Origin of the sequence: Paraburkholderia ribeironis (assembly GCF_900019265.1) — a bacterium.
Taxonomy (GTDB): domain Bacteria; phylum Pseudomonadota; class Gammaproteobacteria; order Burkholderiales; family Burkholderiaceae; genus Paraburkholderia; species Paraburkholderia ribeironis.
Window position 1 is genome coordinate 71901 of sequence record NZ_CYGX02000003.1, and the last position, 23141, is coordinate 95041.

General features: G+C 64.4%; 20 protein-coding genes and 1 pseudogene. 15 read left to right on the top strand and 6 right to left on the bottom strand.

Annotated features, from left to right (window positions below):
* Positions 1-32: 32 nt before the first annotated feature.
* Both arfA and BN2475_RS00640 read left to right on the top strand, forming a co-directional pair.
* On the top strand, positions 33-1553 hold the full coding sequence (gene arfA / locus BN2475_RS00635; protein ID WP_094777642.1) for an arabinosylfuranosidase ArfA: 1521 nt from the start codon (positions 33-35) through the stop codon (positions 1551-1553).
* 34 nt (positions 1554-1587) lie between these two features.
* Entirely contained in the window at positions 1588-2343 is a 756-nt protein-coding gene (locus BN2475_RS00640) for a FadR/GntR family transcriptional regulator (protein WP_094777643.1), read from the top strand.
* A 103-nt stretch (positions 2344-2446) separates the two neighbouring features.
* On the opposite strand, the gene BN2475_RS00645 is transcribed toward BN2475_RS00640, so the two are convergent.
* The 3 genes from BN2475_RS00645 to BN2475_RS00655 form a co-directional block, all read right to left on the bottom strand.
* Entirely contained in the window at positions 2447-3598 is a 1152-nt protein-coding gene (locus BN2475_RS00645; RefSeq protein WP_094777644.1) for a porin, read from the bottom strand.
* Between the two features lie 395 nt (positions 3599-3993).
* Positions 3994-5109 (bottom strand): succinylglutamate desuccinylase/aspartoacylase family protein, encoded by a 1116-nt coding sequence (locus BN2475_RS00650; protein ID WP_094777645.1) that lies wholly within the window; start codon positions 5107-5109, stop codon positions 3994-3996.
* Positions 5110-5365: 256 nt separating this feature from the next.
* Positions 5366-6148, bottom strand: a complete 783-nt coding sequence (locus tag BN2475_RS00655; protein WP_094777646.1) for an ABC transporter substrate-binding protein — start codon at positions 6146-6148, stop codon at positions 5366-5368.
* Positions 6149-6767: 619 nt separating this feature from the next.
* On the opposite strand from BN2475_RS00655, the gene BN2475_RS00660 reads away from it, so the two are divergent.
* Together BN2475_RS00660 and BN2475_RS00665 are read left to right on the top strand one after the other, a co-directional pair.
* Positions 6768-7934, top strand: a complete 1167-nt coding sequence (locus BN2475_RS00660; RefSeq protein WP_425435436.1) for an extracellular solute-binding protein — start codon at positions 6768-6770, stop codon at positions 7932-7934.
* Positions 7934-9766 (top strand): diguanylate cyclase domain-containing protein, encoded by a 1833-nt coding sequence (locus BN2475_RS00665; protein ID WP_094777647.1) that lies wholly within the window; start codon positions 7934-7936, stop codon positions 9764-9766. The genes BN2475_RS00660 and BN2475_RS00665 overlap by 1 nt, the downstream gene beginning before the upstream one ends.
* Positions 9767-9951: 185 nt before the next feature.
* Here the strand turns inward: BN2475_RS00665 and BN2475_RS00670 are convergent, their stop codons facing one another.
* Complete coding sequence (locus BN2475_RS00670) at positions 9952-11103, bottom strand: alpha-D-ribose 1-methylphosphonate 5-triphosphate diphosphatase (protein ID WP_094777648.1); 1152 nt, start codon at positions 11101-11103, stop codon at positions 9952-9954.
* 363 nt (positions 11104-11466) lie between these two features.
* On the opposite strand from BN2475_RS00670, the gene phnF reads away from it, so the two are divergent.
* From phnF to phnN, 3 genes are read left to right on the top strand one after another with little or no spacing between them, the layout of a single operon-like run.
* Entirely contained in the window at positions 11467-12225 is a 759-nt protein-coding gene (gene phnF / locus BN2475_RS00675) for a phosphonate metabolism transcriptional regulator PhnF (protein WP_094777649.1), read from the top strand.
* Entirely contained in the window at positions 12222-12944 is a 723-nt protein-coding gene (locus tag BN2475_RS00680; protein WP_094777650.1) for a DUF1045 domain-containing protein, read from the top strand. The genes phnF and BN2475_RS00680 overlap by 4 nt, the downstream gene beginning before the upstream one ends.
* Positions 12945-12947: 3 nt before the next feature.
* Entirely contained in the window at positions 12948-13502 is a 555-nt protein-coding gene (phnN, locus tag BN2475_RS00685) for a phosphonate metabolism protein/1,5-bisphosphokinase (PRPP-forming) PhnN (RefSeq protein WP_094777651.1), read from the top strand.
* A 38-nt stretch (positions 13503-13540) separates the two neighbouring features.
* Here phnN and BN2475_RS35225 read toward each other — a convergent pair.
* A pseudogene (locus BN2475_RS35225) lies at positions 13541-13720 on the bottom strand (LysR family transcriptional regulator); the annotation flags it as partial.
* A 61-nt stretch (positions 13721-13781) separates the two neighbouring features.
* Between BN2475_RS35225 and BN2475_RS00695 the strand changes: the two are divergent.
* A complete protein-coding gene (locus BN2475_RS00695; protein WP_094777652.1) occupies positions 13782-14972 on the top strand; it encodes a M20 aminoacylase family protein in 1191 nt (396 codons plus the stop codon).
* An 84-nt stretch (positions 14973-15056) separates the two neighbouring features.
* Here BN2475_RS00695 and BN2475_RS00700 read toward each other — a convergent pair whose 3' ends face one another.
* On the bottom strand, positions 15057-15881 hold the full coding sequence (locus BN2475_RS00700) for an IclR family transcriptional regulator (protein ID WP_094777653.1): 825 nt from the start codon (positions 15879-15881) through the stop codon (positions 15057-15059).
* Between the two features lie 207 nt (positions 15882-16088).
* Between BN2475_RS00700 and BN2475_RS00705 the strand changes: the two genes are divergently transcribed.
* From BN2475_RS00705 to denD, 7 genes are all read left to right on the top strand, one after another.
* Entirely contained in the window at positions 16089-16793 is a 705-nt protein-coding gene (locus BN2475_RS00705; RefSeq protein WP_094777654.1) for a FadR/GntR family transcriptional regulator, read from the top strand.
* 88 nt (positions 16794-16881) lie between these two features.
* Positions 16882-17772: an L-threonate dehydrogenase gene (gene ltnD, locus BN2475_RS00710; RefSeq protein WP_094777655.1), complete on the top strand. Its 891-nt coding sequence runs from the start codon at positions 16882-16884 to the stop codon at positions 17770-17772.
* A 15-nt stretch (positions 17773-17787) separates the two neighbouring features.
* Positions 17788-19098, top strand: a complete 1311-nt coding sequence (gene otnK, locus BN2475_RS00715; protein ID WP_094777656.1) for a 3-oxo-tetronate kinase — start codon at positions 17788-17790, stop codon at positions 19096-19098.
* Entirely contained in the window at positions 19095-19757 is a 663-nt protein-coding gene (gene otnC / locus BN2475_RS00720; protein WP_094777657.1) for a 3-oxo-tetronate 4-phosphate decarboxylase, read from the top strand. The genes otnK and otnC overlap by 4 nt, the downstream gene beginning before the upstream one ends.
* A gap of 62 nt (positions 19758-19819) precedes the next feature.
* Positions 19820-21154 (top strand): MFS transporter, encoded by a 1335-nt coding sequence (locus tag BN2475_RS00725; RefSeq protein ID WP_094777658.1) that lies wholly within the window; start codon positions 19820-19822, stop codon positions 21152-21154.
* Between the two features lie 78 nt (positions 21155-21232).
* Positions 21233-22021 carry a 2-oxo-tetronate isomerase gene (otnI, locus tag BN2475_RS00730; RefSeq protein ID WP_094777659.1) on the top strand — a complete coding sequence of 263 codons (789 nt, stop codon included), beginning with the start codon at positions 21233-21235 and terminating at the stop codon, positions 22019-22021.
* Between the two features lie 24 nt (positions 22022-22045).
* Positions 22046-23026, top strand: coding sequence for a D-erythronate dehydrogenase (gene denD / locus BN2475_RS00735; RefSeq protein WP_094777660.1), 981 nt, complete (start codon positions 22046-22048; stop codon positions 23024-23026).
* Positions 23027-23141: the final 115 nt, after the last annotated feature.

Genomic DNA, 23141 nt, shown 5'->3' on the forward strand with positions numbered 1-23141 from the left:
GCGCAGGCGATCTCACAACAGGACCTATCACAATGATTACTTCCCGCCTTGTCGTCGACCGGGATTTCGTCGTCGCGGATCTTGACCGGCGCGTGTTCGGTACTTTCGTCGAACATATGGGCCGCTGCGTCTATACCGGCATTTATGAGCCGGATCACCCCGACGCGGATGAGCGCGGCTATCGAAAAGACGTGATGGCGCTCACACGCGAACTCGGACCGACGATCGTCCGTTATCCCGGCGGCAACTTTTTGTCGGGCTATAACTGGGAAGACGGTGTCGGCCCGAAGGCGCAGCGGCCGAAGCGGCTCGATCTCGCATGGTATTCGGTCGAGACCAATCAGTTCGGCACCAACGAATTCATCGACTGGTGCCGCGAGCTCGATATCGAGCCGATGTACGGGGTCAATCTCGGCACGCGCGGACCGGACGAAGCGCGCCATTTCGTCGAGTACTGCAATCATCCTGGCGGCACCGCGCTGTCGGACCTGCGTCACGAACATGGTTATGCGAAGCCACACGACATCAAGTTCTGGTGTCTCGGCAACGAGATGGACGGTCCCTGGCAAATCGGCCGCAAGACCGCCGACGAGTACGGTCGCGTCGCGCTCGAAACGGCCAAGCTGATGCGCGCGGTCGATCCCACCATTCAACTCGCGGCATGCGGCTCGTCGACCCATGACATGGCGACCTATGGCGCGTGGGAAGACCGCGTGCTCGAACACTGCTTCGATCAGGTCGACTTCATCTCGTTGCATACGTACTTCGAGAACCGTCATGACTCGACCGCGGAATTCTTCGGCAACATCGACGTGATGGATCTGTTCATCAAGGAGATCGCCGCCGTTGCGGACAGCGTGGCGGCGCGCAAGCATTCGAGCAAACGCATCATGCTGTCGTTCGATGAATGGAATGTCTGGTACAAGGCCCGCACGATCAACGATCTGCGCAAGCCGGGCTGGCCAAGCGCGCCGCGCCTGATCGAAGAGGTCTACAACGCCGAGGACGCACTGGTGGTTGGCGGCGCGCTGATCACGATGATGAACAACGCGGATCGCGTCAAAACGGCGTGCCTCGCGCAACTCGTCAACGTGATCGGACCGATCATGACCGAGCCGGGCGGAGCCGCCTGGCGGCAGACGATCTTTTATCCGTTCTCGCAGGCGTCGAAGTTCGGTCATGGTCGCGTGCTCAAGACGGTGATCGAATCGCCGGCCTATGAGGCCGAAACCTTCCCCGAGATCGCCTACCTGTGCGCCGCCGTGGTCGACGACCGCGCGAGCGGCACCACTACGATCTTCGCGTTGAACCGGCACCTGACCGACGAGATGGACCTCAGCATCGAATTGCGCGGCCTCGGCGTGGAGCGCACGCTCGATCACGCGCTCGAACTTCACCACCCGAACATGAAGGCGGTGAATACGCGCGAAGCGCCGCTGACGGTCGTGCCCACGACCAACGAAAACGTGCTGGTCGATGGCGAGAAACTGACGGCGCGCCTGAAGCCGGGCTCGTGGAACGTGATCGTCACGACCGCGGCAAAGCGCGGCTAGGTGGTTCGCACGGGACGTCTACGAAGGAGGGGTGATGTTCGAGCGTGAGCCCGTCGTAGGGACGATGACCGCGCAGGTCGCGCGGATCGTCGGCATGAGGATCGTCTCGGGCGAATTCGGCCCGGGCGATCTGCTCCCTGTCGAAAGCGAGTTGTGCACCGAGTACCGTGTGAGTCGCACGACTGTGCGCGAGGCGATCAAACAGCTCACCGGCAAGCGCCTGATCGAAGTGACGCCGAAGATCGGCACGCGCGTGTTGCCGTTCTCGGACTGGAATCTGCTCGACCGTGACGTGCTCGCGTGGCGGCTCAATGCGCAGTTCGATTCGAAGATCGTCGAGGACATCTTCGAGATGCGCATCTGTTTCGAGCCTCGCGCGAGCTTTCTGGCGGCGCGGCACGGCAGCGACGACGACCTTCAGCTGATCGAGCGCCGCTACCGCGAGCTGGCGAGCGCCTATGCATCGCCGTCGGCACATTCGGATGTGCGCGCGGTGGGCGAAGCGGTGCTGGAGTTTCATATGGCGATCATCGCGATGTCGCAGAACGGCATGTTCATCACGATCGGCAGTGCGATCAAGGCGGCGTTGCGGGTGTCGTCGGAGATGCTGCTGCGGCAGGCGGCGCGGCCGAGCGAAGATATCGAACTGCATGACGCCGTGCGTCGCCGGATCGTTGCGCGCGAACCGGAGGCCGCGTCCGCCGCGATGACGCGTCTGCTCGAAGCATCGCGCGAAAGGATGCTGCGCTACACGATCAGCCCGAAAGACGTGGTGTGGCGCGAAGGCTAAAAGACGTCGGTGGATCGGCCCAAAACAGAAAAACGCCCCGCAGGGCGTTTTCCATCACATCGATCCGGCAAGGAACGCGCGCTCCTTGCCGGCAACGATTCGCTTAGAACTTGTGACGGATAGCGACGCGGAACGCCAGCTGGTTGTCTGCGCCGAGGCCGGACGTGTTGAAGTAGCTCGTGCTCGAACCGATCTGCGCTTGCAGATCCTGCGTGCCGTTGCGGCCCGACGCGATCTGATAGATACCCAGTGCGTACACGTCCGTGCGCTTGCTCAACGCGTAGTCGGCGCTCAGGTTCACCTGGTTGAAGTGGCCGGTGTTCGCGTTGCTCAGGTGCATGTACGTGTAGCCGAGACCGCCCGTGATAGCCGGCGTGAACGCGTACTTCGCGCCTGCTTCGTACGTAGCGAACGTCGTCGAGCTGCCCGTGACCGGTTCGAAGCGCGTGTTGGTGTACAACGCCCACAGCGTCGCCGCGCCGATCGCGTAACGGCCGCCCACGCCGAACGTGCGCAGATCGCGGACGTTGGCGATCGTCACGTTGGCGATGTTGGTCGAGAATGCCGGCGTAGCCTGGCTCGGGAAGGTGATGTCCGTGTACGCCGCACCGATGCCGAACGGACCGTTCGCGTAGTTCAGGCCAAAGCTGTAAGCGCGCGACGAACCCGCGGTCGTGCCGACTGCCGGTGCGCCAGCGAATGCGCCAGCCTGGTTCGAGAAGCCGTACATCGCGCCGAAGGTCAGGCCGGCGAAATTCGCGCTGCTGAACTTGACCGAGTTGTTGATGCGGCTGGAGGTCAGCTGGTCGACGTCGTTGATGTGGTAAGCGTAGTTACCCGCGACGGTCAGGCCGCCGGTCGAGTAATTGCTGCCCAGATAGTCGGTCGAGAAGGAGTACTGACGACCGAACGTCAGCGAGCCGATGTTGTTCTGCGACAGACCGACATAGGCCTGACGGCCGAACATCGCGCCGCCCTGGCCAGCCGTGCCGTTGCCGCTGTTGAAGCCGTTTTCCAGCATGAACAGCGCCTTCAGGCCGCCACCGAGGTCTTCGGTGCCGCGCAGGCCCCAGCGACTGCCTTGCGCGACGCCGTCGTCATACTTGAAGAGGCTGCCGTGGCCGGTGGCCGTCTTCGAATTGTTCACGTAGCTGATACCGGCATCGATCAGGCCGTAAAGCGTGACGCTGCTTTGTGCGTGTGCGGCGGAAGCGAAAACTGCGAGCGTAGCGGCGGTCAATACTTTTTTGTTCAAAACGTTCTCCGATTAAAGATTAAGCGATCGCGACGCCATGCTCTTTGGCTAGGTCGTGCGACGGCCGGAAATTTAAGGGAACGCAGAGTAAGGTATGTGACAGTGCCGCGATATTTGAAATCTGTCGTGCCGGCGCGACACTTGCATCGCTTTGCAAGTCGAAATTGCGCAAGGCGCCGTGCGTTTAAGCTTTTTGCAGCTCGTGGAGATAAGCGTGTGAGAAACGATTGATTCTCGCGTGTCGCGTGTGCATGCGACGATGCGCGTCCATTCAATCGCTTAGGGGAACAGCATGCAACGCGCAGCGTACGAGTCCGACGAGGTGCACAAGTACATCGATACGCAGTTCAAAGGCGCGATCATTCCGGCATTCCGAGCGCGCCTTCAGCTACGCGTCAGTTGCTCAGCAGCGAACCGCTCCTGAACGCCTTCGCGCCGGCGATCCGCGCGAACTCCAGGCCAGCCGTCGCAAAGCGCGTCAGATGGCGCGCATACAGCACGCCGGCCACGCTGCTCTTGACCGTGCTGACGCGGTCCGTCAACGGGTCGACGATATCCGCGATGGCGTGTCCGGGTTCGACCCACGTGCCGACCTCGCAGCGATACACCAGCACGCCGCTCGCCGGCGCGACCAGCGGTTCGGCACCGGCGAGCGGCGTGGCGGCGAATTCGAGCGGCGGCAGTGGGGCGGCGGTGCCGTCGATCACGCCGCGCGTGGTCAGGTATTCGATGATCGCCTGCGCGTCGCGCTCGGCATAGTCGTACGACACTTCGCGCTGGCCGCGCAACTCGATCGTGACCGAGATCGAGCCGTTCGGAATCGGGAAGCGGTCGCCGTAACGGCCGCGCAATTCCGACCAGCAGAAGCTGTGGATTTCGTCGAACGGATTGCCGACCGAATTGAGCGCGAGGAGCGACGCCTTGGCGTCGAGATAGCGGGCGAGCGGCTCGACTTCCGGCCACAGCTCGGGGTTCGTGTACAGGTGCAGCGCGGCTTCCCAGTCGCAATGCAGATCGAGCACGACGTCGGCATCGTATGAGAGCTTTTGCAGCGCCAGACGTTGCGAGTCGAGTTCGGTGGCCGGCTGCTGCGCGTCGAGCGCCTCGCGCATTGCCGCGCGGATCGCCGCGCGGTTCGCGTCGAGGTTATCGGTCAGACGCGCTTCGATCACCGGCTGCACCAGCACCGAAAGATCATGGAAGTTGCGGTTGAAGTTCTGCGCGGTGTTGGTTTCGAAGCGTCCGCTCAGATGGCCGAGAAAGTGCTGGTTCAGACCGATCGGATTGGCCACTGGCACGATCACGACTTCGCCGCGCAGCTTGCCGGCGGCTTCCAGCGCGGCCAGCTTGCGGCGCAGCGCCCACGACACCAGCATGCCAGGCAACTCGTCGGCGTGCAGCGACGACTGGATATAAATCTTCTGCCCGCCGCCGGGACCGTAGTGGAAACTGGTCAGGTTGCGCTCGGTGCCGAGCGTCGGGGCAATCAGTGGATGGGTTTGGGTTTGCATGGTCTCGGATCCGCGGCTCGATCGGGCTTGCCGCTCTATGTCATTGATTACAGTGGGAAAGCGTGTCTCTCTGCAGGCTGCCTGCAGCCGCGCGGCCGGGCCGTGTCAAGCCGGCCGGCGGCGCGGCGATCGCACGATCTTAGCCGATATGACGCACGATGTGGCTTGATGCGGCGCCACAAACGAAACGGGCTCCGCGATGCGGAGCCCGTTTGCTGCCAGCCGGCCAGCGCGTCGCGGGACGCGCGTGGTGGACTTAGCTGCCGTATACGTCGAAGTCGAAGTACTTCTTTTCGATCTTCTTGTACGTACCGTCCTTGATCATGTCGGCGATTGCCTTGTCGACCTTCGCCTTCAGATCGGTGTCTTCCTTGCGCATGCCGATGCCCGCACCGCTGCCGAGGATCTTCGGATCGACCAGATCCTTGCCGACGAACTCGAAGCCCGCGCCGCGCGACGTCTTCAGGAAGCCGATCTCAGCTTGCACGGCATCTTGCAGCGCCGTGTCCAGACGGCCCGACAGCAGGTCGGCATAGACCTGATCCTGGTTCTGATACGGCACGACCTTCGCGCCCTTCGGCTCCCAGTAGGTCTTGGCGTAGGTTTCCTGGATCGTGCCCTGTTCGACGCCGATCGACTTGCCCTTCAGCGAATCGGCGGTCGGCAGGATGCCCGAACCCTTCTTCGCCACGAGGCGCGTCGGCGTGTTGAACAGCTTCGACGAGAACGCGATCTGCTCGGCACGCTGCGGCGTCATCGACATCGAGGACAGCACGCCGTCGAACTTCTTCGCCTTCAGGGCGGGGATCATGCCGTCAAAATCGTTCTCGATCCACACGCACTTGGCATCCATGCGCTTGCAGATTTCATTGCCGATGTCGATGTCGAAGCCAACGAGCTTGCCGTCTGCGCCTTTCGACTCGAACGGGGGGTAGCTGGCGTCAACGCCAAAACGGACCGTCGACCAATCTTTAGCGTGTGCGCCAATCGAGACGGTGGCAAGCAGGGCAACCGTCAAAACCGCTAGCAGTTTTTTCACTGTTTTACTCCTCGGTGTAGTTCAAATTCGCCCGCCTGCGGTTGTGCCGCTGCGGGACGCCCGGCGCGACTCACGACCGGGTCTGGGTTCAAACTGCCGGCCGGGGCGGCCAGCAGCGCGCGCCAAGCTTATCAGTTCAAAAACATTGGATAGTCAGTGAAACACCGGATGGCGTGCGAGGACAGATTCTAATGCACAAATGCCGCGGCGATCCGGTACTCGCTCATGGGTTTCCCATTGCGCGCCCGGTGCCGACCGCGCCGCACCAGAGTTCGCCGTTGTCCATCAGTTCCGTATCGCGCTCGCTCATGCCCGCGCAGGCGCGGCGAGGCGGCGGCTGGTATCCATGGGTCCGTTAAAGATTGCGCAAAAATCGCCGTTATATGCGGATGGGAAGATTTGCCGATTTTCGCTGACAAACGGTTTTTCGGACTCGCGCGGTTCCGACAACGAAAAATTAACGCTTTGGCGCTATCATCGGTAGCTCCTCACGATTGCCACTGATATCAGCGTAACGGGTCTATCAGTCTGAAGCAGGTCGTCGGGCACGACGTCGGCGGATCAATTCCGCTGCGCGTTTGTGTTCGTTCGGAAGGCCTTTTGCTAAACGGTGTTGTCTATGCACACGATGTCAATGGCTGACGCAACACGCTGCTGTACACGGTGGTTTCAGCGGCGCATCGTTGGCGCTTTCGCGTCGGCACGCGTGCATCTTCTGCGTCGCCGCCGCCTTTCCCGCAGCCTTTCCCGCGGCCTCTTGCCATTTCTGTTTGCGGTGGTTTGCAGCTTCGGTTTCGGGTCGGCGGCGGCGATGGCTGGCGAGAGAGTGCTGCGCGTGCTCGCCTGGCCCGGCTATGCGGATGCCGACGTGGTGAAGGCGTTCGAGCAGCGCTACCAGGCGAAAGTGGAAGTCACGCTGGTCGATTCCGACGAGGCGCTGTGGGCGCAGATGCATGCGAGCGCGACGCCGCCGTTCGACGTGCTCGCCGCCAACACGGCGGAAGTCCGTCGTTATACGCAGGCCAAGCTGCTGGCCCCGCTCGATCTGGCCAGCCTGCCGAACACAAGGAAACAATTGCCGCGCTTTCAGGCGCTGAAGTCGATCGAAGGGATCACGTCGGACGGCAAGGTGTACGCGATCCCATTCACGTATTCGTCGATGGGGCTCATCTACGATCGCAAGCAGATTCCCGTCGCGCCGCGCTCGATGCGCGAGTTGTGGAACCCGCGCTATCGCGGCAAGGTGCTCGACTTCAACAGCGCGCAGCATAATTTCTCGTTCACGGCGTTAGCGCTCGGCTATCCCCATCCGTTTCAACTCGACGCCGCGCAGATTCGCGTGATCGCACGCAAGCTCGTTGAGCTGCGCCGCAACCTGCTGACCTATTACACGTTGCCCGAGGAGGCAACCGCGTTCTTCATTCAGCACAAGGTCGCGCTGATGTTCGGCAACTACGGCACCCAGCAGGTCGAACTGCTGCGCCGCGCGGGCGCCGACGTCGGCTACGTGATTCCCGATGAAGGCGCGCTCGCGTGGCTCGATTGCTGGTCGATGACGCGGGCGGCGACCGATCAGCCGCTCGCGCTTGCGTGGATCAACTACATGCTCGAACCGGGCGTGAGCGCATTGCTGACGCAGCGTCAGGGACTCGCCAACACGCTGACGGCGCCCGTGGAAAGCAGCGACGACGCGCGCATCGTATGGATCGGGCCGGTGGAAAACATTCAACGGCGCGAACAGCTATGGACCCGCATCGTGTCCGGCGACCGGTCGGAGCTGTTCTGATGATCCGGCCAGGCTTGACCTTCAAGTTGTCGGTGCTGCTCGCGTGCATCGGCGTGCTCGCATCGGGCGCGACCGGCTATTACGCGTATCACGCCAACCGCGCGTTGCTCGTGGACGAAGCCGGGCACAGCTTGCTGACGTCGACGGAACTGCTGGGGCAGCGCTTCGCCGCGTCGATCGACGATGTCAGCGCCGACGCGCTGGTGCTGGCGACCATGCCGTCCACGGCGAACGTCGCGCAAACCGACGACGGGTTCGGCGCAAACGTGGCGCGTGACCGGCTCGCGCAGGTGTATTCGAACTTCATGGTGCATCACCCCGAATACCTGCAAGTCCGTCTGATCACCCGTCAGCATCATGGGCTCGAGCTGATCCGTTTCGATCGCGACGCGGATGGTCTCGTGCGCGTCGAAGGCGACAAGCTGCAGGAAAAAGGCCAGTTCGCGTATGTGTTCGATACGCTGACGTTTTCGCCCGGACGCATCTACACATCGCCGATTTCGATCAACCACGAGTACGGCACCCATGCCGCCGCGGGCAAACCGACGCTGCGGCTCGGCACGCCAGTGGCCGATGCCAATGGGGCCGTGGTGGGCGTCGTCGTGATCGACGCCGATCTGGCCGGTATGCTCAAACGCCTGCAAAGCGATTTGCCGAGCGACTATCACGTCTATCTCACCAACGAATGGGGCGATTTTCTGGTCCATCCCGACGCGTCGAAGACGTTCGGCTTCGACCGGGGCCGGCGCGTGCTGATGCAGGACAGCTTCTCCGCGACGAGGCCGCTCTTCGAGCAGAGGCAAAGCGAAGTGATGGTGAATGGCCTCACGGGGCCGACGCAGGCCGCCGGTCAGGTGCTCGCTTTCGTGCGCCGGCCCTTTTGCGGCCCCGAGGGCAATCGCTTTATCGTGCTCGGTCTCGCCAAGCCGCTCGACCATGTGTTGTCGGGCGCGCATCGGCTCGGCTACAGCATCATCCGCATGGTGCTGATCTTCAGCGGGCTCGCCGTGCTGCTGGCGATTCTGTTCGCGCGTGCGCTGACCAAGCCGCTGCATCTGCTCGCGCATGCCGCGACGCACCTGTTCGCCGAACACGCGATGCACACGCTGCCGCTCAAACGCACCGACGAGATCGGCGTGCTCGCGCGCTGCTTTGATCGCCTGCGCCGCGAAATCAAGGCGCAAATGGATGTGCTGCATGACAAGCAGCACGAGCTTGCGCATCTCGCCACGCACGACGTGTTGACCGGATTGCCGAATCGCATGCTGTTCATGCAGAAGCTCGAAAGCGCGATCGACGAAGCGACCCGGCGTCGGGAAGGGCTTGCCGTGTTGTTCGTCGATCTCGACGGCTTCAAGCAGATCAACGACCAGTTCGGCCACTCGGTCGGCGACAAGGTGCTCGTCGCGGTGGCGCGCCAGCTCAAGCAGGTGCTCTGTTCAGCGGACATGGTGGCGCGCCTCGGCGGCGACGAGTTCATCGTGCTGATCGAGGGGCCGCGCGTTGCGGAAGCTGCGCCCGCGATCGCGGCGCGCATCATGGAGGCGTTGAACGAAACGCTGCGGGTGGATGGGCACGGCATGTCGGTGGGCGCGAGCATCGGCATCAGCCTGTTCCCGGACGACAGCGGCACCGCTGAAGAACTGCTGCTCAATGCCGACGCCGCGATGTACGCGGCCAAGTCCGGTGGACGTTGCGCGTATCTGCGCTATCAGGATGTGCTCGACGCGCGTTTGCGCGAACGCGATGAGCAGCTCGAGCAGGCCCGGTCCGCACGAGCGCGGATTGGCGAAGGCACGACGCAAGGGCGCGAGGCCGAGCCGACCGCCTGACGCGCGTGGTACGCCGGGAGTGCCGGCGTACCTTCACTCGCGCCGAACGCTCAGCCCGACACGACAACAAGTCACTGTGACTCGGCGATCGCAGCCCGTGCGCCGTCGAACCGGACGAGCCGGCGCGCGTGTCGTGGTCGAAGTAATCGACCCGACGGACTGCGCGCCTCGTCAGCACCCACCCATCAAACGATCCGTTCCCCGCTGCGATAAGTTGCGCGCGGCACCGGCAGGGTATCGAGCATCGTCACGCGCACGAAGTCCGCGCGCAGCCTCGTTTCGATCGCGCCGCGATCGTGCAGCCCGGCCGTGCACGCCGGCGTGGCGGAGACCGTCGCCATCGCACGCGGCAGTGTCCAGCCGGCCTTGTCGACCAGTTCGAACACGGCGGTCAGCAGGCTAGACGGCACATAATCCGACGACAGGATGTCGAGCAGGTCGGCTTGCGCCAGTTCGAGCGCCGACACGTTGCCCGAATGCGAGCCGCCGCGCACGATATTCGGCGCTCCCATGATGGTCGAAATGCCGTGCTCGCGTGCGGCTTCGGCGGCAATGCGGGTAGTGGGGAACTCGGCGAGAACGATGCCTTCGGCCTTGGCCTGTTCGATGTGCTCGATCAGCGTGTCATCGTGGCTCGCCACGGGAATGCCGAGCCGGCTGCAGCGCGCGACGATCTCGCGACGATGCGCATCGGCGTAACGCTCCTGTTCAACCGATAGTTCCGCCAGCGCGTTCGCGATATGTTCGTCGCTCAGCTTGCCGTTGCGTTCCTGGAAGCGGCGCCATTGCTCGCGGTCGTGCCATTGGCGCTGACCGGGCGTGTGATCCATCACCGAGGCGAGCCGCAGCAATGGATGCGTGCACAGCGAGTCGAACACGTCGACCACGTCGGCGGTGGCGACCTCACAGCGCAGATGCAGAAAGTGTTCGGCGCGCAGCAGCTTGCGCTCGGAAAAGCGCCGCAGCGATTCGGCACATTGCGTTTGCAGATCGCGACCGCGCAACCCCACGTTCGAGCGTGAACCGATGGCGAGCGCGTCGAACACGGTGGTGATGCCGGCCGCGGCGACTTGCGCATCGTGAATCACGAAGGCGGCATCGGTGTTCCATTGCACCCCCGGACGCGGCGCCAGGTGCTTCTCGAGATTGTCCGTATGCAATTCGATGAGGCCGGGCAACAGATAGTCGCCGTCCCAATCCTGCGCGTCGGGCACCGCGGTCGTGCCACGCGCGATGTCGCGAATCATGCCGTCTTCGACGCGCAGCACGCCGGTGAAAACTTCGTCTCGCGTCACGATACGAGCGTTCCTGATCAACATCGACTTGCTCCGTTTCATGCGGGCCTGGGTGGTGTTGCCGTGTTTGCGTGGTCGGGTACCGCGGTTCGCTGGTTCATTCTAGTGCCGTTTCATGGCGGGCATCTGATCAGTGACGCATTGGCGGACGCAGTCCGCTGATCACGACCGGCCATCCACGCGCGCTGCGTGGCGGAGCAAGGTGAGGCGAAAGTGGCGCTCATCGAAACTCCTGTTGATTCGGCGAGTGGACATTTGACCATCTATTCATCTAAACGTCTAGACGTTTACAGCTATGCTTGTCCAGTGTGCTCGCGCGCCGCTACCATTTCACATTTCCATCATCGCTTGCGCACTACAATGCACGTGAGAGCGGATAGGTGAACCGAAGGGAATGACAGCACCATGACATCGAACGATAACGCGACGCCGGGCACGATGCTCGAACGCGGCGCGGGTGTTGCCGTCTGGCGGCAGATCGAGCAGATTCTGGCGGCCGAGATCGCGGCCAGCGGTTTCGGCGAAGAAGGACGTTTGCCGAGCGAGGGCGAACTGGCCAGGCGCTTCGACGTGAACCGGCATACCGTGCGCCGCGCGATGCTGGGCCTCGCTGCGTCGGGCCTCGTCAGCGTCGAGCAGGGGCGCGGCACCTTCGTGCAACCCGGCGCGATCGACTATACGATCGGCCGCCGTACGCGCTTCACCGAGAATCTGCGCCAGCAGCATCACGCGGCGGCGGGCACCGTGCTGTCGGCGGTGCGCGCGAAGGCCGAGCCGGGCGTCGCGAAGGCGCTGGGCCTGCGGGCCGGCGCGACGGTCTACCGGATCGAGTCGCTGCACGAGTCCGACGGCGTGCCGCTCACGTTCGCGCGCAACTGGTATCCGGCGGCGCGCTTTGCCGGGCTGCCCGAGGTGCTGGAGCGCACCGGCAGCATCACGAATGCGATGGCCGAGTTCGGCGTGAACGACTATCTACGCAAGTGGAGCCGTATCGGCAGCGTGCTGCCCGAGCCGGAAGTGGCGCGGCGTTTGAACATCAACCGCCAGCAGCCGGTGCTGTGGGTCGAAAATGTCGATGTGGATCTGCAGGGCACGCCGGTCAAATATGGCTTCACGCACTTCGCGGCGGATCGTGTGCAGTTGCTGGTGGAGCACGACCTGTGAGCGGCGTGGCATGGAGCAGGGATGCGCGTTTCGCCGTGTATTACGCGCCGTCGCGTGAGTCGGCATGGTGGCGCGCCGGTTCGACATGGCTTGGCCGCGATGCGCAAAGCGGCGAACGCTGCGAGCCGCCGCAACCGGAAGGCCTCGCGCGTGCGCTCACGGAACTGACCGAAGCGCCACGCCGCTATGGCTGGCACGGTACGCTGGTCGCGCCATTTCGGCTCGCCGCTGGCGTGACGCCAGACGACGTGCTGGCTGCCACGCGCGCATGGGCGCTCACGCAACCCAGCTTTGCGTTGTGCGTGGAAGCTGCCACGCTCGGCGATTTCGTCGCGCTGCGTCCCGCCGATCAGCAAGGCGAAGCGCGCATTCGCGCGGTTGCGAGCCGCGCGTTGTGCTCGCTTTGCGCATTGCGTGCGCGGCCGTCGCCCGCCGAGCTGGCGAGCCGGCTCGCGGCGCCGCTCAGCGAACGCCAGCGTGCGCTGCTGGTCGAATGGGGTTATCCGTACGTGTTCGACGAATTCCGTTTTCACATGACGCTGTCCGGTTCACTGGACGACCCCAGCGAACGCGCAGCGCTGCTTGCGTGGTGGCGGCTGCGAACGCCCGAGCTCGGGCCGTTGAGCGTCGACCAGGCCGCGCTCTTCGTCGAGCCGGCGCCGGGTGAGCCGTTCGTGTTGTGGCAGCGTACGCCGTTCCAGAACTGCGAGGTGAAATAGCAAATGGCAGGTCGCTTGATCTATGTAATGGGGCCGTCCGGCGCGGGCAAGGACTCGCTGCTGGCGTTCGCGCGCAAGCGCCTGATGGGCGAGCCGATCCTGTTTGCGCATCGCTACATCACGCGGCCGAGCGGCCACGGCGAAGTCCATGTCGCGCTGAGCGTCGAAGAGTTCGCCGCGCGTTCGGTGCTCGGTCTGTTTGCGCTCGAGTGGTCGAGTCACTCGCTGCGCTATGGCATCGGCGTGGAACTCGACGTATGGCTGGCGCGCGGTTGCACGGTGGTCGTCAACGGCTCGCGTCAGCATGTGCAGCATACGCTGGCGCGTTATCCGTTCGCGGAAGTGGTGCATGTGGACGCAGCGCCCCACATTCTCGAAGCGCGGCTCGGCGCGCGGGCGCGTGAATCGGCGGAGCAGGTTGCGGCGCGGCTTGCGCGGCGCGCGCCGTTTGCATTGCCCGACGGCGTGCGCTGTATGACCATCGACAATTCTGGCCGGCTCGAAGAAGCGGGGCGTGCGCTCGTTGCCATTCTCACGTCGCGCGCCGGCGTTCTGTAACACCACGTGCGATTCGATGGCCGCCAACCGATGGCTGCCAACGGCTCGCGTGTCGCCTGCTGCAAACACGCCATGAACTGCTGCACGGCTGGCGTGGGCAGCAGATCGCGCCGCGAAACGATGCTGAGATCGTAAGCCGGCAGCACCTCTTCGATTTGCGCGGCGTGCATGCCAAGCGGCGCGACGATTTGCGCGAGCGGCCGGGTCAAGCAGCCGATCGGCTATAGTGCTGGGCTGTTTGCCGCGTATCGTGCGGCATCGATCCATGGAGCCATCGTGATGAACGAAGCCGTGCGTCTGACTGAAGTGTCCGACCTGGAGCCCGCCGCGCAGAGCCTGCGCGAGATTCGCCAGCACATTCACCATCATCCGGAGCTGGCCTACGAGGAACTGCAAACCGCTGCACTGGTGGCGCAGAAGCTGGAGCAGTGGGGCTGGCGGGTCACGCGCGGCGTCGGACGAACGGGCGTGGTGGGTACCCTGAAAGCAGGCGACGGCCAGCGCAGCATCGGCATTCGCGCGGACATGGACGCGCTGCCGATCGTCGAACAAACCGGCCTGCCGTATGCGAGCGGCACGCACGGCAAGATGCACGCTTGCGGCCACGACGGCCACACGACGATGCTGCTCGGCGCCGCGCAACGTCTCGCGGCCACGCGCAATTTTTCGGGCACGGTGCATCTGTACTTCCAGCCCGCCGAGGAGAGCGGCATCGACAGCGGCGCGCTGAAGATGATCAACGACGGCCTGTTCGAGCGCTTTGCGTGCGATGCCGTATTCGGCATGCACAACCATCCTGGCGCGGAGCCGGGCGTGCTGCTGTTTCGCAAAGGACCGTTCATGTCGGCGGGCGACAAGGCGATCATCACGATCGAAGGCGTCGGCGGTCATGCGGCGCGGCCGCATCTGACGGTCGATCCGGTCGTGGTGGCGGCGAGCATCGTGATGGCGTTGCAGACGATCGTCGCGCGTAACGTCGATCCGTCGCAGCCGGCGGTGGTGACGGTCGGCTCGATGCACGCGGGGACGGCGAATAACGTGATTTCAAATAGCGCGACACTGGAACTGAGCGTGCGCTCGTTCAGCCCCGAAGTGCGCGCGCTGCTGAAGAAGCGTATTACCGAGCTCGCCGAATCCCAGGCCGCGAGCTATGGCGGCAAGGCGCTCGTCGAGTACATCGAAGGCTATCCGGTGGTGATTAATTCGGACGCCGAAACGGATTTCGCGGTGGAGGTGGCGCGCGAACTGGTCGGCGACGACAAGGTGGTCGCCCACACCGATATTTTGATGGGCAGCGAAGATTTCGCTTTCATGCTGCAGAAACGGCCGGGCACGTTCCTGCGGATCGGCAACGGCGTGGGCGAGGACGGCTGCATGGTGCACAACCCGCACTACGACTTCAACGACCGCAATCTGCCAATCGGCGCGGCGTTCTGGGCGCGGCTGGTGGAGCGCTATCTGGGCCGATGAAGCGGCGCTGAACGCTGTCTTTTCCGTCAGGCGCCCGCACGCAAACCGTCTCGCAGACCATCTCGCACGCCTTCGCGCGCAGCATCACCCGCGCCGCGCCACCATCTCCGACACGGTTTGCGCGGCGTGCTGCAACGGCTCCAGAAACGCCTTCACCATCTGCCGCGCCGAATTGCGTTGCGCGTTGCCGCTGATGTTCATCGCCGCGATCACGCGTCCCTGGCGATTGCGGATCGGCGCGGACAGCGAAATCAGGCCGCCTTCCAGTTCCTGATCGACGATCGCCCATCCCTGGCGGCGCACCTGCGCGATCAGCTTCTTCAACTCTTCCTTGTCGGTGACGGTGCGCGGCGTGTGTGCGTAGAGCGGCGCCGAACTGAGCGTCGCGTCGAGCGTTTCGTCGTCTAGCGCGGCCAGCAGCACGCGGCCCATCGACGTGCAATACGCCGGCAGACGGCTGCCGATCGACAGGTTGATGGTCATGATCTTGTGGGTCGGCACGCGCAGCACGTAGACGATCTCGGTGCGGTCGAGCACGGCCGCCGAGCAGCTCTCGTGGACCTGCGCCGACAGTTGTTCCATCACCGGCTCGGCGAGATTCCAGAACGGCATCGACGTCAGGTAGGCGAAGCCGAGGTCGAGAATCTTCGGCGTGAGGCGGAACAGGCGCCCCTCGGCCTCCACGTAGCCGAGCGTCTGCAGGGTCAGCAGAATGCGGCGCGCGCCGGCACGCGTGAGGCCGGTTGCGGTGGCGACGTCGGTGAGCGTCTGCTCGGGGCGCGTCGCGTCGAACGCGCGAATGACCGCGAGCCCCCGTGCGAACGACTGCACATACGAGTCGCCCGGTTTGTCCGGGGCCGCCTCGACGCTGGCGGGAACGGCGGAAGACGACGGCAGGGCTTTGCTCATGGGCCTTGAAAGAAGCGTTCGAAGAAGCGCGCACGATGGGCGCGCCAGTTCACGACGCGCGCTGCTGCGCAAAGGCGTGACGATAGCTTAAGCGTTCTGTTTCGCCAACTTGACGCGAATTCGCCAAAAAATCCCAGGGTTTGCGCGGATGCAGGCGGCATCTAAAATTTGTATGATGACCCGATAACATGATCAATCGAGGCATCGATGTTCGACAAGATTCCTGCCCGGGCGTTGAGCGACACTGTCGCGCAGCAGCTGCTCAAGCAGATCGACAAAGGCACCTTCGAGCGCGGCGGCAAGCTGCCGACCGAAGCCGTGCTGGCGCAGCAGTTCGGCGTGAGCCGCACGGTGATTCGCGAGGCGATCTCGCGGCTGAAGAACGAGGGCGTGGTCGAGCCGCGCCAGGGCAGTGGCGTGTTCGTCGCGGCGCACGGCGCGGTGCGGCCGCTGCGGATCGACTACGCCGAAGCGATCGAACCCGGCTCGGTGGTGCAGATTCTCGCGCTGCGTCGGGCGATCGAGGCGGAAGTCGCGTCGGAAGCCGCGATGCGCCGCACCGACGCCGACATGGCGTCAATCGACGCGGCGCTCGCGCGGATCGATCAGGCGGTGGCCGAGGGCGAGGACGGCGTCGCTGAAGACGTCGCGTTTCATCGCGCGATTGCGGTGGCTACCGGCAATCCGTATTTCCTCAAAACGCTCACGTTCCTGAATCAGTACCTGGAAGCAGGCACGGTCGTCACGCGCCGCAACGAAGCGTTGCGCGAGGACTTTTCGCGTCAGGTGCGCGAAGAGCACGCGGCCATTGCCGCCGCGATTCGCGCGGGCGATCCGATGGCGGCGCGCAATGCGGCGCAAACGCATATGTACAACGCCGCGCGGCGGCTCGCGGAAGCAGGTATTTGCTGAGGTTCAGTGGATGGCGCGCGGTTGGGCTGCGGTGTACGCATAGGCTCGACGGGCGCAGCAACGCATAACGAATTCTTAGAGGTCAAGCATGTCGAGAAATATCGGTGTCATCGGTCTTGGTGCAATGGGCCTGGGTGTCGCGCGCTCGTTGTTGCGCGCGGGTTTTCGGGTCCACGCTTGCGATTTGCGCCGCGAGGTGTTGCAGGCGTTCGTCGCCGAAGGCGGCGTGGGTTGCCCAACGCCCGCCGAGCTCGGCGCGCAGTGTGAAGTGGTCGTCACGCTGGTCGTGAACGCCGCGCAAACCGAAGCCGTGCTGTTTGGCGAGCAGGGCGCAATCGCCGCGATGAAGAAGGGCGCTGTCGTGATCGCGAGTGCGACGGTCGCGCCAGACTTCGCGATCGAGCTCGGCAAGCGGATCGAGGCAGCCGGCTTGCGGATGCTCGACGCACCGGTTTCAGGCGGCGCGGCGCGCGCCGCGTCCGGCGAGATGACGATGATGACGTCCGGCCCGGCGGCCGCCTATGCCGCGTGCGAGGACGTGCTGGCCGCGATGGCGGGCAAGGTGTATCGCCTCGGCTCGGCGCATGGTGCGGGGTCGAAGGTGAAGATCATCAACCAGCTGCTGGCCGGCGTGCATATCGCGGTGGCCGCCGAGGCAATGGCGCTCGGTTTGCGCGAAGGCGTCGATCCCGACGCGCTGTACGACGTCATCACGCACAGTGCGGGCAATTCGTGGATGTTCGAGAACCGCGTGCCGCACATTCTCGCGGGCGATTACACGCCGTTGTCGGCGGTCGATATTTTCGTCAAGGATCTGGGGCTCGTGCTCGATACCGCGCGCCGCTCAAAATTTCCGCTGCCGCTCTCCGCGGCCGCGCATCAAATGTTCATGATGGCGTCGACGGCCGGTCACGGCGGTGAAGACGATTCCGCGGTGATCAAGATTTTCCCCGGCATCGACGTGCCGGCGGCGAAATAGGCAGGAGAACTTGATATGACAGTTAGCACGAAGCGTGCACTGCTCGGCTGCATCGCCGATGATTTCACCGGCGCCACGGATCTCGCCAACATGCTGGTGCGCGGCGGCATGCGCACGGTGCAGACTATCGGCGTGCCCCGGTCGAACGAAGCGATTGAGGCCGATGCGCTGGTGGTTGCGCTGAAGTCACGCACGATCCCCGCCGCCGACGCGGTCGCTCAATCGCTCGCCGCGCTCGACTGGCTGCGCGCGCAAGGCTGCCGGCAGTTCTTCTTCAAGTACTGCTCGACTTTCGATTCGACCGACGCGGGCAACATCGGCCAGGTGACGGATGCGTTGCTCGACGCGCTGGGCTGCGCAGGCAACGCCAGCGCTTTTACGATCGCCTGCCCGGCATTTCCCGAGAACGGCCGGACGATCTTTCGCGGCCATCTGTTTGTCGGCGAGATGCTGCTCAACGAGTCGGGGATGGAAAATCATCCGCTCACGCCGATGCGCGATGCGAACCTCGTACGCGTGCTGCAACGTCAGACCGGCTCGAAAGTCGGCCTCGTGCGTTACGACGCGGTGGCGCGAGGCGTCGCGAGCGTGCGCGCAGCGTTCGAAGCGTTGCGCAACGATGGCGTACGCATGGCGATTGCCGACTCGGTATGCGATGCCGATTTGCACGTGCTGGGCGAAGCCTGCGCGGACCTCACGCTGATCACGGGCGGCTCTGGGGTCGCGTTGGGCTTGCCGGCCAACTTCCGCCGCGCGGGCTTGCTCGCGGAGCAGGCCGACGCCGCGCAGTTGCCGCGCGTCGAAGGATTGTCGGTGGTGCTGGCCGGTAGCGCATCGAAAGCGACCAACGCACAGGTGGCGGCATGGTGCGCCACGCGGCCGGCGTTTCGCATCGATCCGCTCGCGGCGGCGCGCGGCGAACCGGTCGTCGAGCAGGCGCTGGCATTCGCGCGGACGTATCTCGAGCGCGCCGAGCCCGTGCTGATCTACGCGACCGCCACGCCCGACGAGGTGAAAGCGGTGCAGCGCGAACTCGGCGTGAACGAAGCTGGGCATCTGGTCGAATCCACCTTGGCATCCATCGCACGCGGCTTGCATGAACGCGGCGTGCGTAAATTCGTGGTGGCCGGCGGCGAGACGTCGGGTGCGGTCGTGCAGGCACTCGACGTGCGCACGCTGCGCATCGGCGCGCAGATCGATCCCGGCGTGCCGGCCACCGCGACGACCGGCGCCGAGCCGCTCGCGCTCGCGCTGAAATCGGGCAACTTCGGTGCGACCGATTTCTTCGCCAAGGCGTTGCGTCATCTCGACGGGGGCGCGCAATGACCGGCGCCCCAGCACTCCATACGACCAATGAAGCGCGCGTGCGCGAGGAAATCTGCGCGATCGGCGCGAGTCTCTACCAGCGCGGCTATACGGTGGGTACTGCCGGCAACATCAGCGCGCGGCTCGACGACGGCTGGCTGATCACGCCGACCGACGCGTGTCTCGGCCGGCTCGATCCCGCCGGGATTGCCAAGGTCGATTTCGACGGCCACGCGGTAGCGGGCGGCAAGCCGTCTAAAACGCTGGCGCTGCATCGCGGCATCTATGCGCGCAACGGCGAAGCGCGCGGCATCGTCCATACGCATTCGACGCATCTGGTCGCGTTGACGCTCGCGGGAGTCTGGAGCGAGACCGATGTATTGCCGCCGCTCACGCCGTACTACGTGATGAAAGTGGGCCACGTCCCGCTGATCCGTTACCGGCGTCCCGGCGATCCGCAGGTGGCTGCGCAGATCGCCGCGCTCGCCGATACCGTTCGCGCGGTGTTGCTCGAACGTCTTGGCCCGGTGGTGTGGGAGCGTTCCGTCGCGCAGGCCGCGTATGCACTCGAAGAACTCGAGGAGACCGCGCGCCTGTGGCTGATGACGAATCCGCGGCCCGCACCGCTCGACGAAGCCGCACTCGAAGAACTGCGCACGGTGTTCGGCGCGCGCTGGTAGCACCCGACACGACAAAGCCGCCCACGGCGGCGCATCAGGCTATTCATGGAAGGAGACATTGCATGAACTCGTATCAGCCCGCAGCCAGCCGTCCCGTTGCCGCGCACGCGGCGCAAGCCGGCGCTGCCGAAGTTGAACGCACCTATAAGAAAGTGTTCTGGCGCATCGTGCCGTTTCTGATGCTGTGCTACGTGGTCGCTTATCTGGACCGCGTGAACGTTGGCTTCGCGAAGCTGCAGATGTCGCAGGATCTCGCGTTCAGCGAGACGGTGTTCGGGCTGGGCGCCGGCGTGTTTTTCATCGGCTACTTTCTGTTCGAGTTGCCGAGCAACATCCTGATGCACAAGCTCGGCGCGCGGATCTGGATTGCGCGGATCATGATCACGTGGGGTGTGCTGTCCGCGGTGTTCGTGTTCGTGAAGACGCCGACGCAGTTCTATCTGTTGCGCTTCCTGCTGGGTCTCGCCGAAGCGGGTTTCTATCCGGGCGTCATCCTGTACCTGACCTACTGGTTCCCGTCGCATCGGCGCGCGAAGATTATCGCGGTGTTCATGTCGGCGATTCCGGTCTCGGGAATCTTCGGCAACCCGCTGTCCGGCTGGATCATGCAGAGCTTCCATAACAGCTCGGGTTTGGCGGGCTGGCAATGGATGTTCCTGATTGAAGCGATTCCCGCGATCGCGATCGGTATTGCGACGATCCTGTATCTCGACAACGGCATCGCCAGCGCAAAGTGGCTGAGCAATACCGAGAAGCGCGTGCTTGCCGATGAAATCGCCGCCGCGCAGCCGCAGGAACAGACCCACAAGCACTCGCTCGGCGCAGTGTTCCGCGATCCGCGCACCTGGTGGATGTCGCTGATCTATTTCGCCTTCGTCACCGGGCAATACGGCCTGACGTTCTGGATGCCGACGCTCGTCAAGTCGACCGGCGTGACCGGCGCGTTCAACATCGGACTGCTGAGCGCGATTCCGTTCCTGTGCGCGATCGTCGTGATGAACGTGATGGGGCATAGCGCCGACAAGCGCCGCGAGCGTCGCTGGCATCTGATCGTGCCGGCGCTGTTCGGCGCGGTCGGCTTCACGGTGGCCGCTTCGTTCGCGGACAACACGATGGTGTCGATCGCGTTTCTGTCATTGGCCGCCGCTGGCGTGCTGACCTGCGCGCCGCTCTTCTGGTCGCTGCCGACCGCATTCATGTCGGGCGCGAGCGCCGCGGCCGGCATCGCCATCATCAATTCGATCGGCAATCTCGCGGGCTTCGCGAGCCCGTACATGATCGGCTATCTGAAAGACCTCACGCACAGCACGCAGACCGGCATGTACGTGCTTGCCGTGATGCTGGTGATCGGCGCGATTGCCACGTGGCTCACGCCGGCGAAGCTGGTCAATCGATAAATCGACGTGGGCGCGCGGCGCACGCATCGATTGCCCGCGCCGCACGCCGGATCACACTGTTTTCAAGGAGTTGCCGCCATGCCTCGTTTCGCCGCCAACCTGACGATGATGTACAACGAGCACGCTTTCCTCGACCGTTTCGCCGCCGCCGCAAAAGACGGCTTTAAAGCGGTCGAGTATCTGTTTCCGTATGATTTCCGCGCTGGCGAGATCAAGGCGCGGCTCGACGCGCATGCTCTGACCCAGGCGCTCTTCAATGCGCCGCCCGGCGACTGGGCCGGCGGCGAGCGCGGCATCGCTTCGCTGCCGGGCCGTGAGGACGAGTTTCGCCGCGGCGTCGAGACTGCGCTCGAATACGCGCGTGTGCTCGGCAATCGCAAGCTGCACGTGATGGCCGGCTTGATCGGCGCGGATCAATCGCGTGCGCGGCATCGCGACGTGTATTTGCAGAATCTCGCGTATGCCGCGCAGGCGGCGCAAGCCGACGAGGTGATGGTCGTGATCGAGCCGATCAATACGCGCGACATGCCCGGCTATTTCCTGACTCGGCAGGACGACGCCCAGGCGATCTGCGCGGAAGTCGGCGCGCCGAATCTCAAGGTGCAGTTCGACTGCTATCACTGTCAGATCGTCGAAGGCGATCTGGCGATGAAGCTCAAACGCGATATGGCCGGCATCGGCCACATACAGATCGCCGGCGTGCCCGAGCGCCATGAACCCGACATCGGCGAATTGAATTACCCGTATCTGTTCGAGCTGATCGACTCACTCGGCTACGACGGCTACATCGGCTGCGAATACCGGCCGCGTGCGGGCACCTCGGCCGGTCTCGGCTGGCTCAAGCCGTATCTGAGCGCTGCCCGCTAACCTCGACACGATGGACGACCGATCATGAAAATACTGATTACCGGCGGCGCGGGTTTTCTCGGCCAGCGTCTCGCACGCGAACTGCTCGCACGCGGCTGCGTCAAAGATCCGCACGGCGCGCCGCAAGCGCTGACCGAACTGGTGTTGCTCGACGTGGTGCGCGCCGGCGACTTCGGCGACCCCCGCGTGCGCACTGAAGTGGGCGACATCGCAGAGCGCAGCGTGCTCGAACGCGTGATCGACGACCGGACGGCGGCGATCTTCCATCTGGCCGCGATCGTGAGCGGGCAGGCCGAAGCGGATTTCGATCTCGGCATGCGCATCAATCTGGATGCGTCGCGCCTGCTGCTGGAGACCTGCCGGCAGCGCGGGCATCGGCCGCGCGTGGTGTTCACGAGTTCGGTCGCGGTCTATGGCGGCGATCTGCCCGACGTCGTGCAGAACGACACCGCGTTGAATCCGCAATCGTCGTATGGCGCGCAGAAGGCGATCGCGGAGTTGCTGCTCAACGATTACACACGGCGCGGTTTCGTCGATGGCCGCGTGCTGCGCCTGCCCACCATCAGCGTGCGGCCGGGGCGGCCGAATGCGGCGGCGTCGTCGTTCGCGAGCGGCATCATCCGCGAGCCGCTGAATGGCGAAACGGCAGTGTGTCCGGTCGCGGGCTCGACGCGTGTGTGGCTGCTGTCGCCGCGCCAGGCGATCGCGGGCCTGATCGCCGGACTCGAACTCGACTCGGCCGCGCTCGGCAACCAGCGCGCGCTAAATCTGCCGGGGATTTCGGTGAGCGTCGACGAGATGATCGCGGCGTTGCGCGAGGTCGCCGGCGATGAGGTCGCGAAGCGCATCGTGCGGGAGCCGGATGCGCGCATCGAAAAGATCGTCGGCAGCTGGCCGGGGCGATGGGATACGACGCGCGCCGAACGGTTGGGCATGAGCGGCGAGCGCAGTTTCGCGGACGTGATCCGCAGCTACATCGCGGACGAGCAGGTTCAGATGCGCTGAAACGCTTCGGCAGGCGATGGCGGTGCCGGTGGTGCGGCGGGGCTGCCCGCCGGTACACCGGCATGCTTGCCGAAGCGTCTGCACGCCCGCCGACCCGCCGACCCGCCGACCCGCC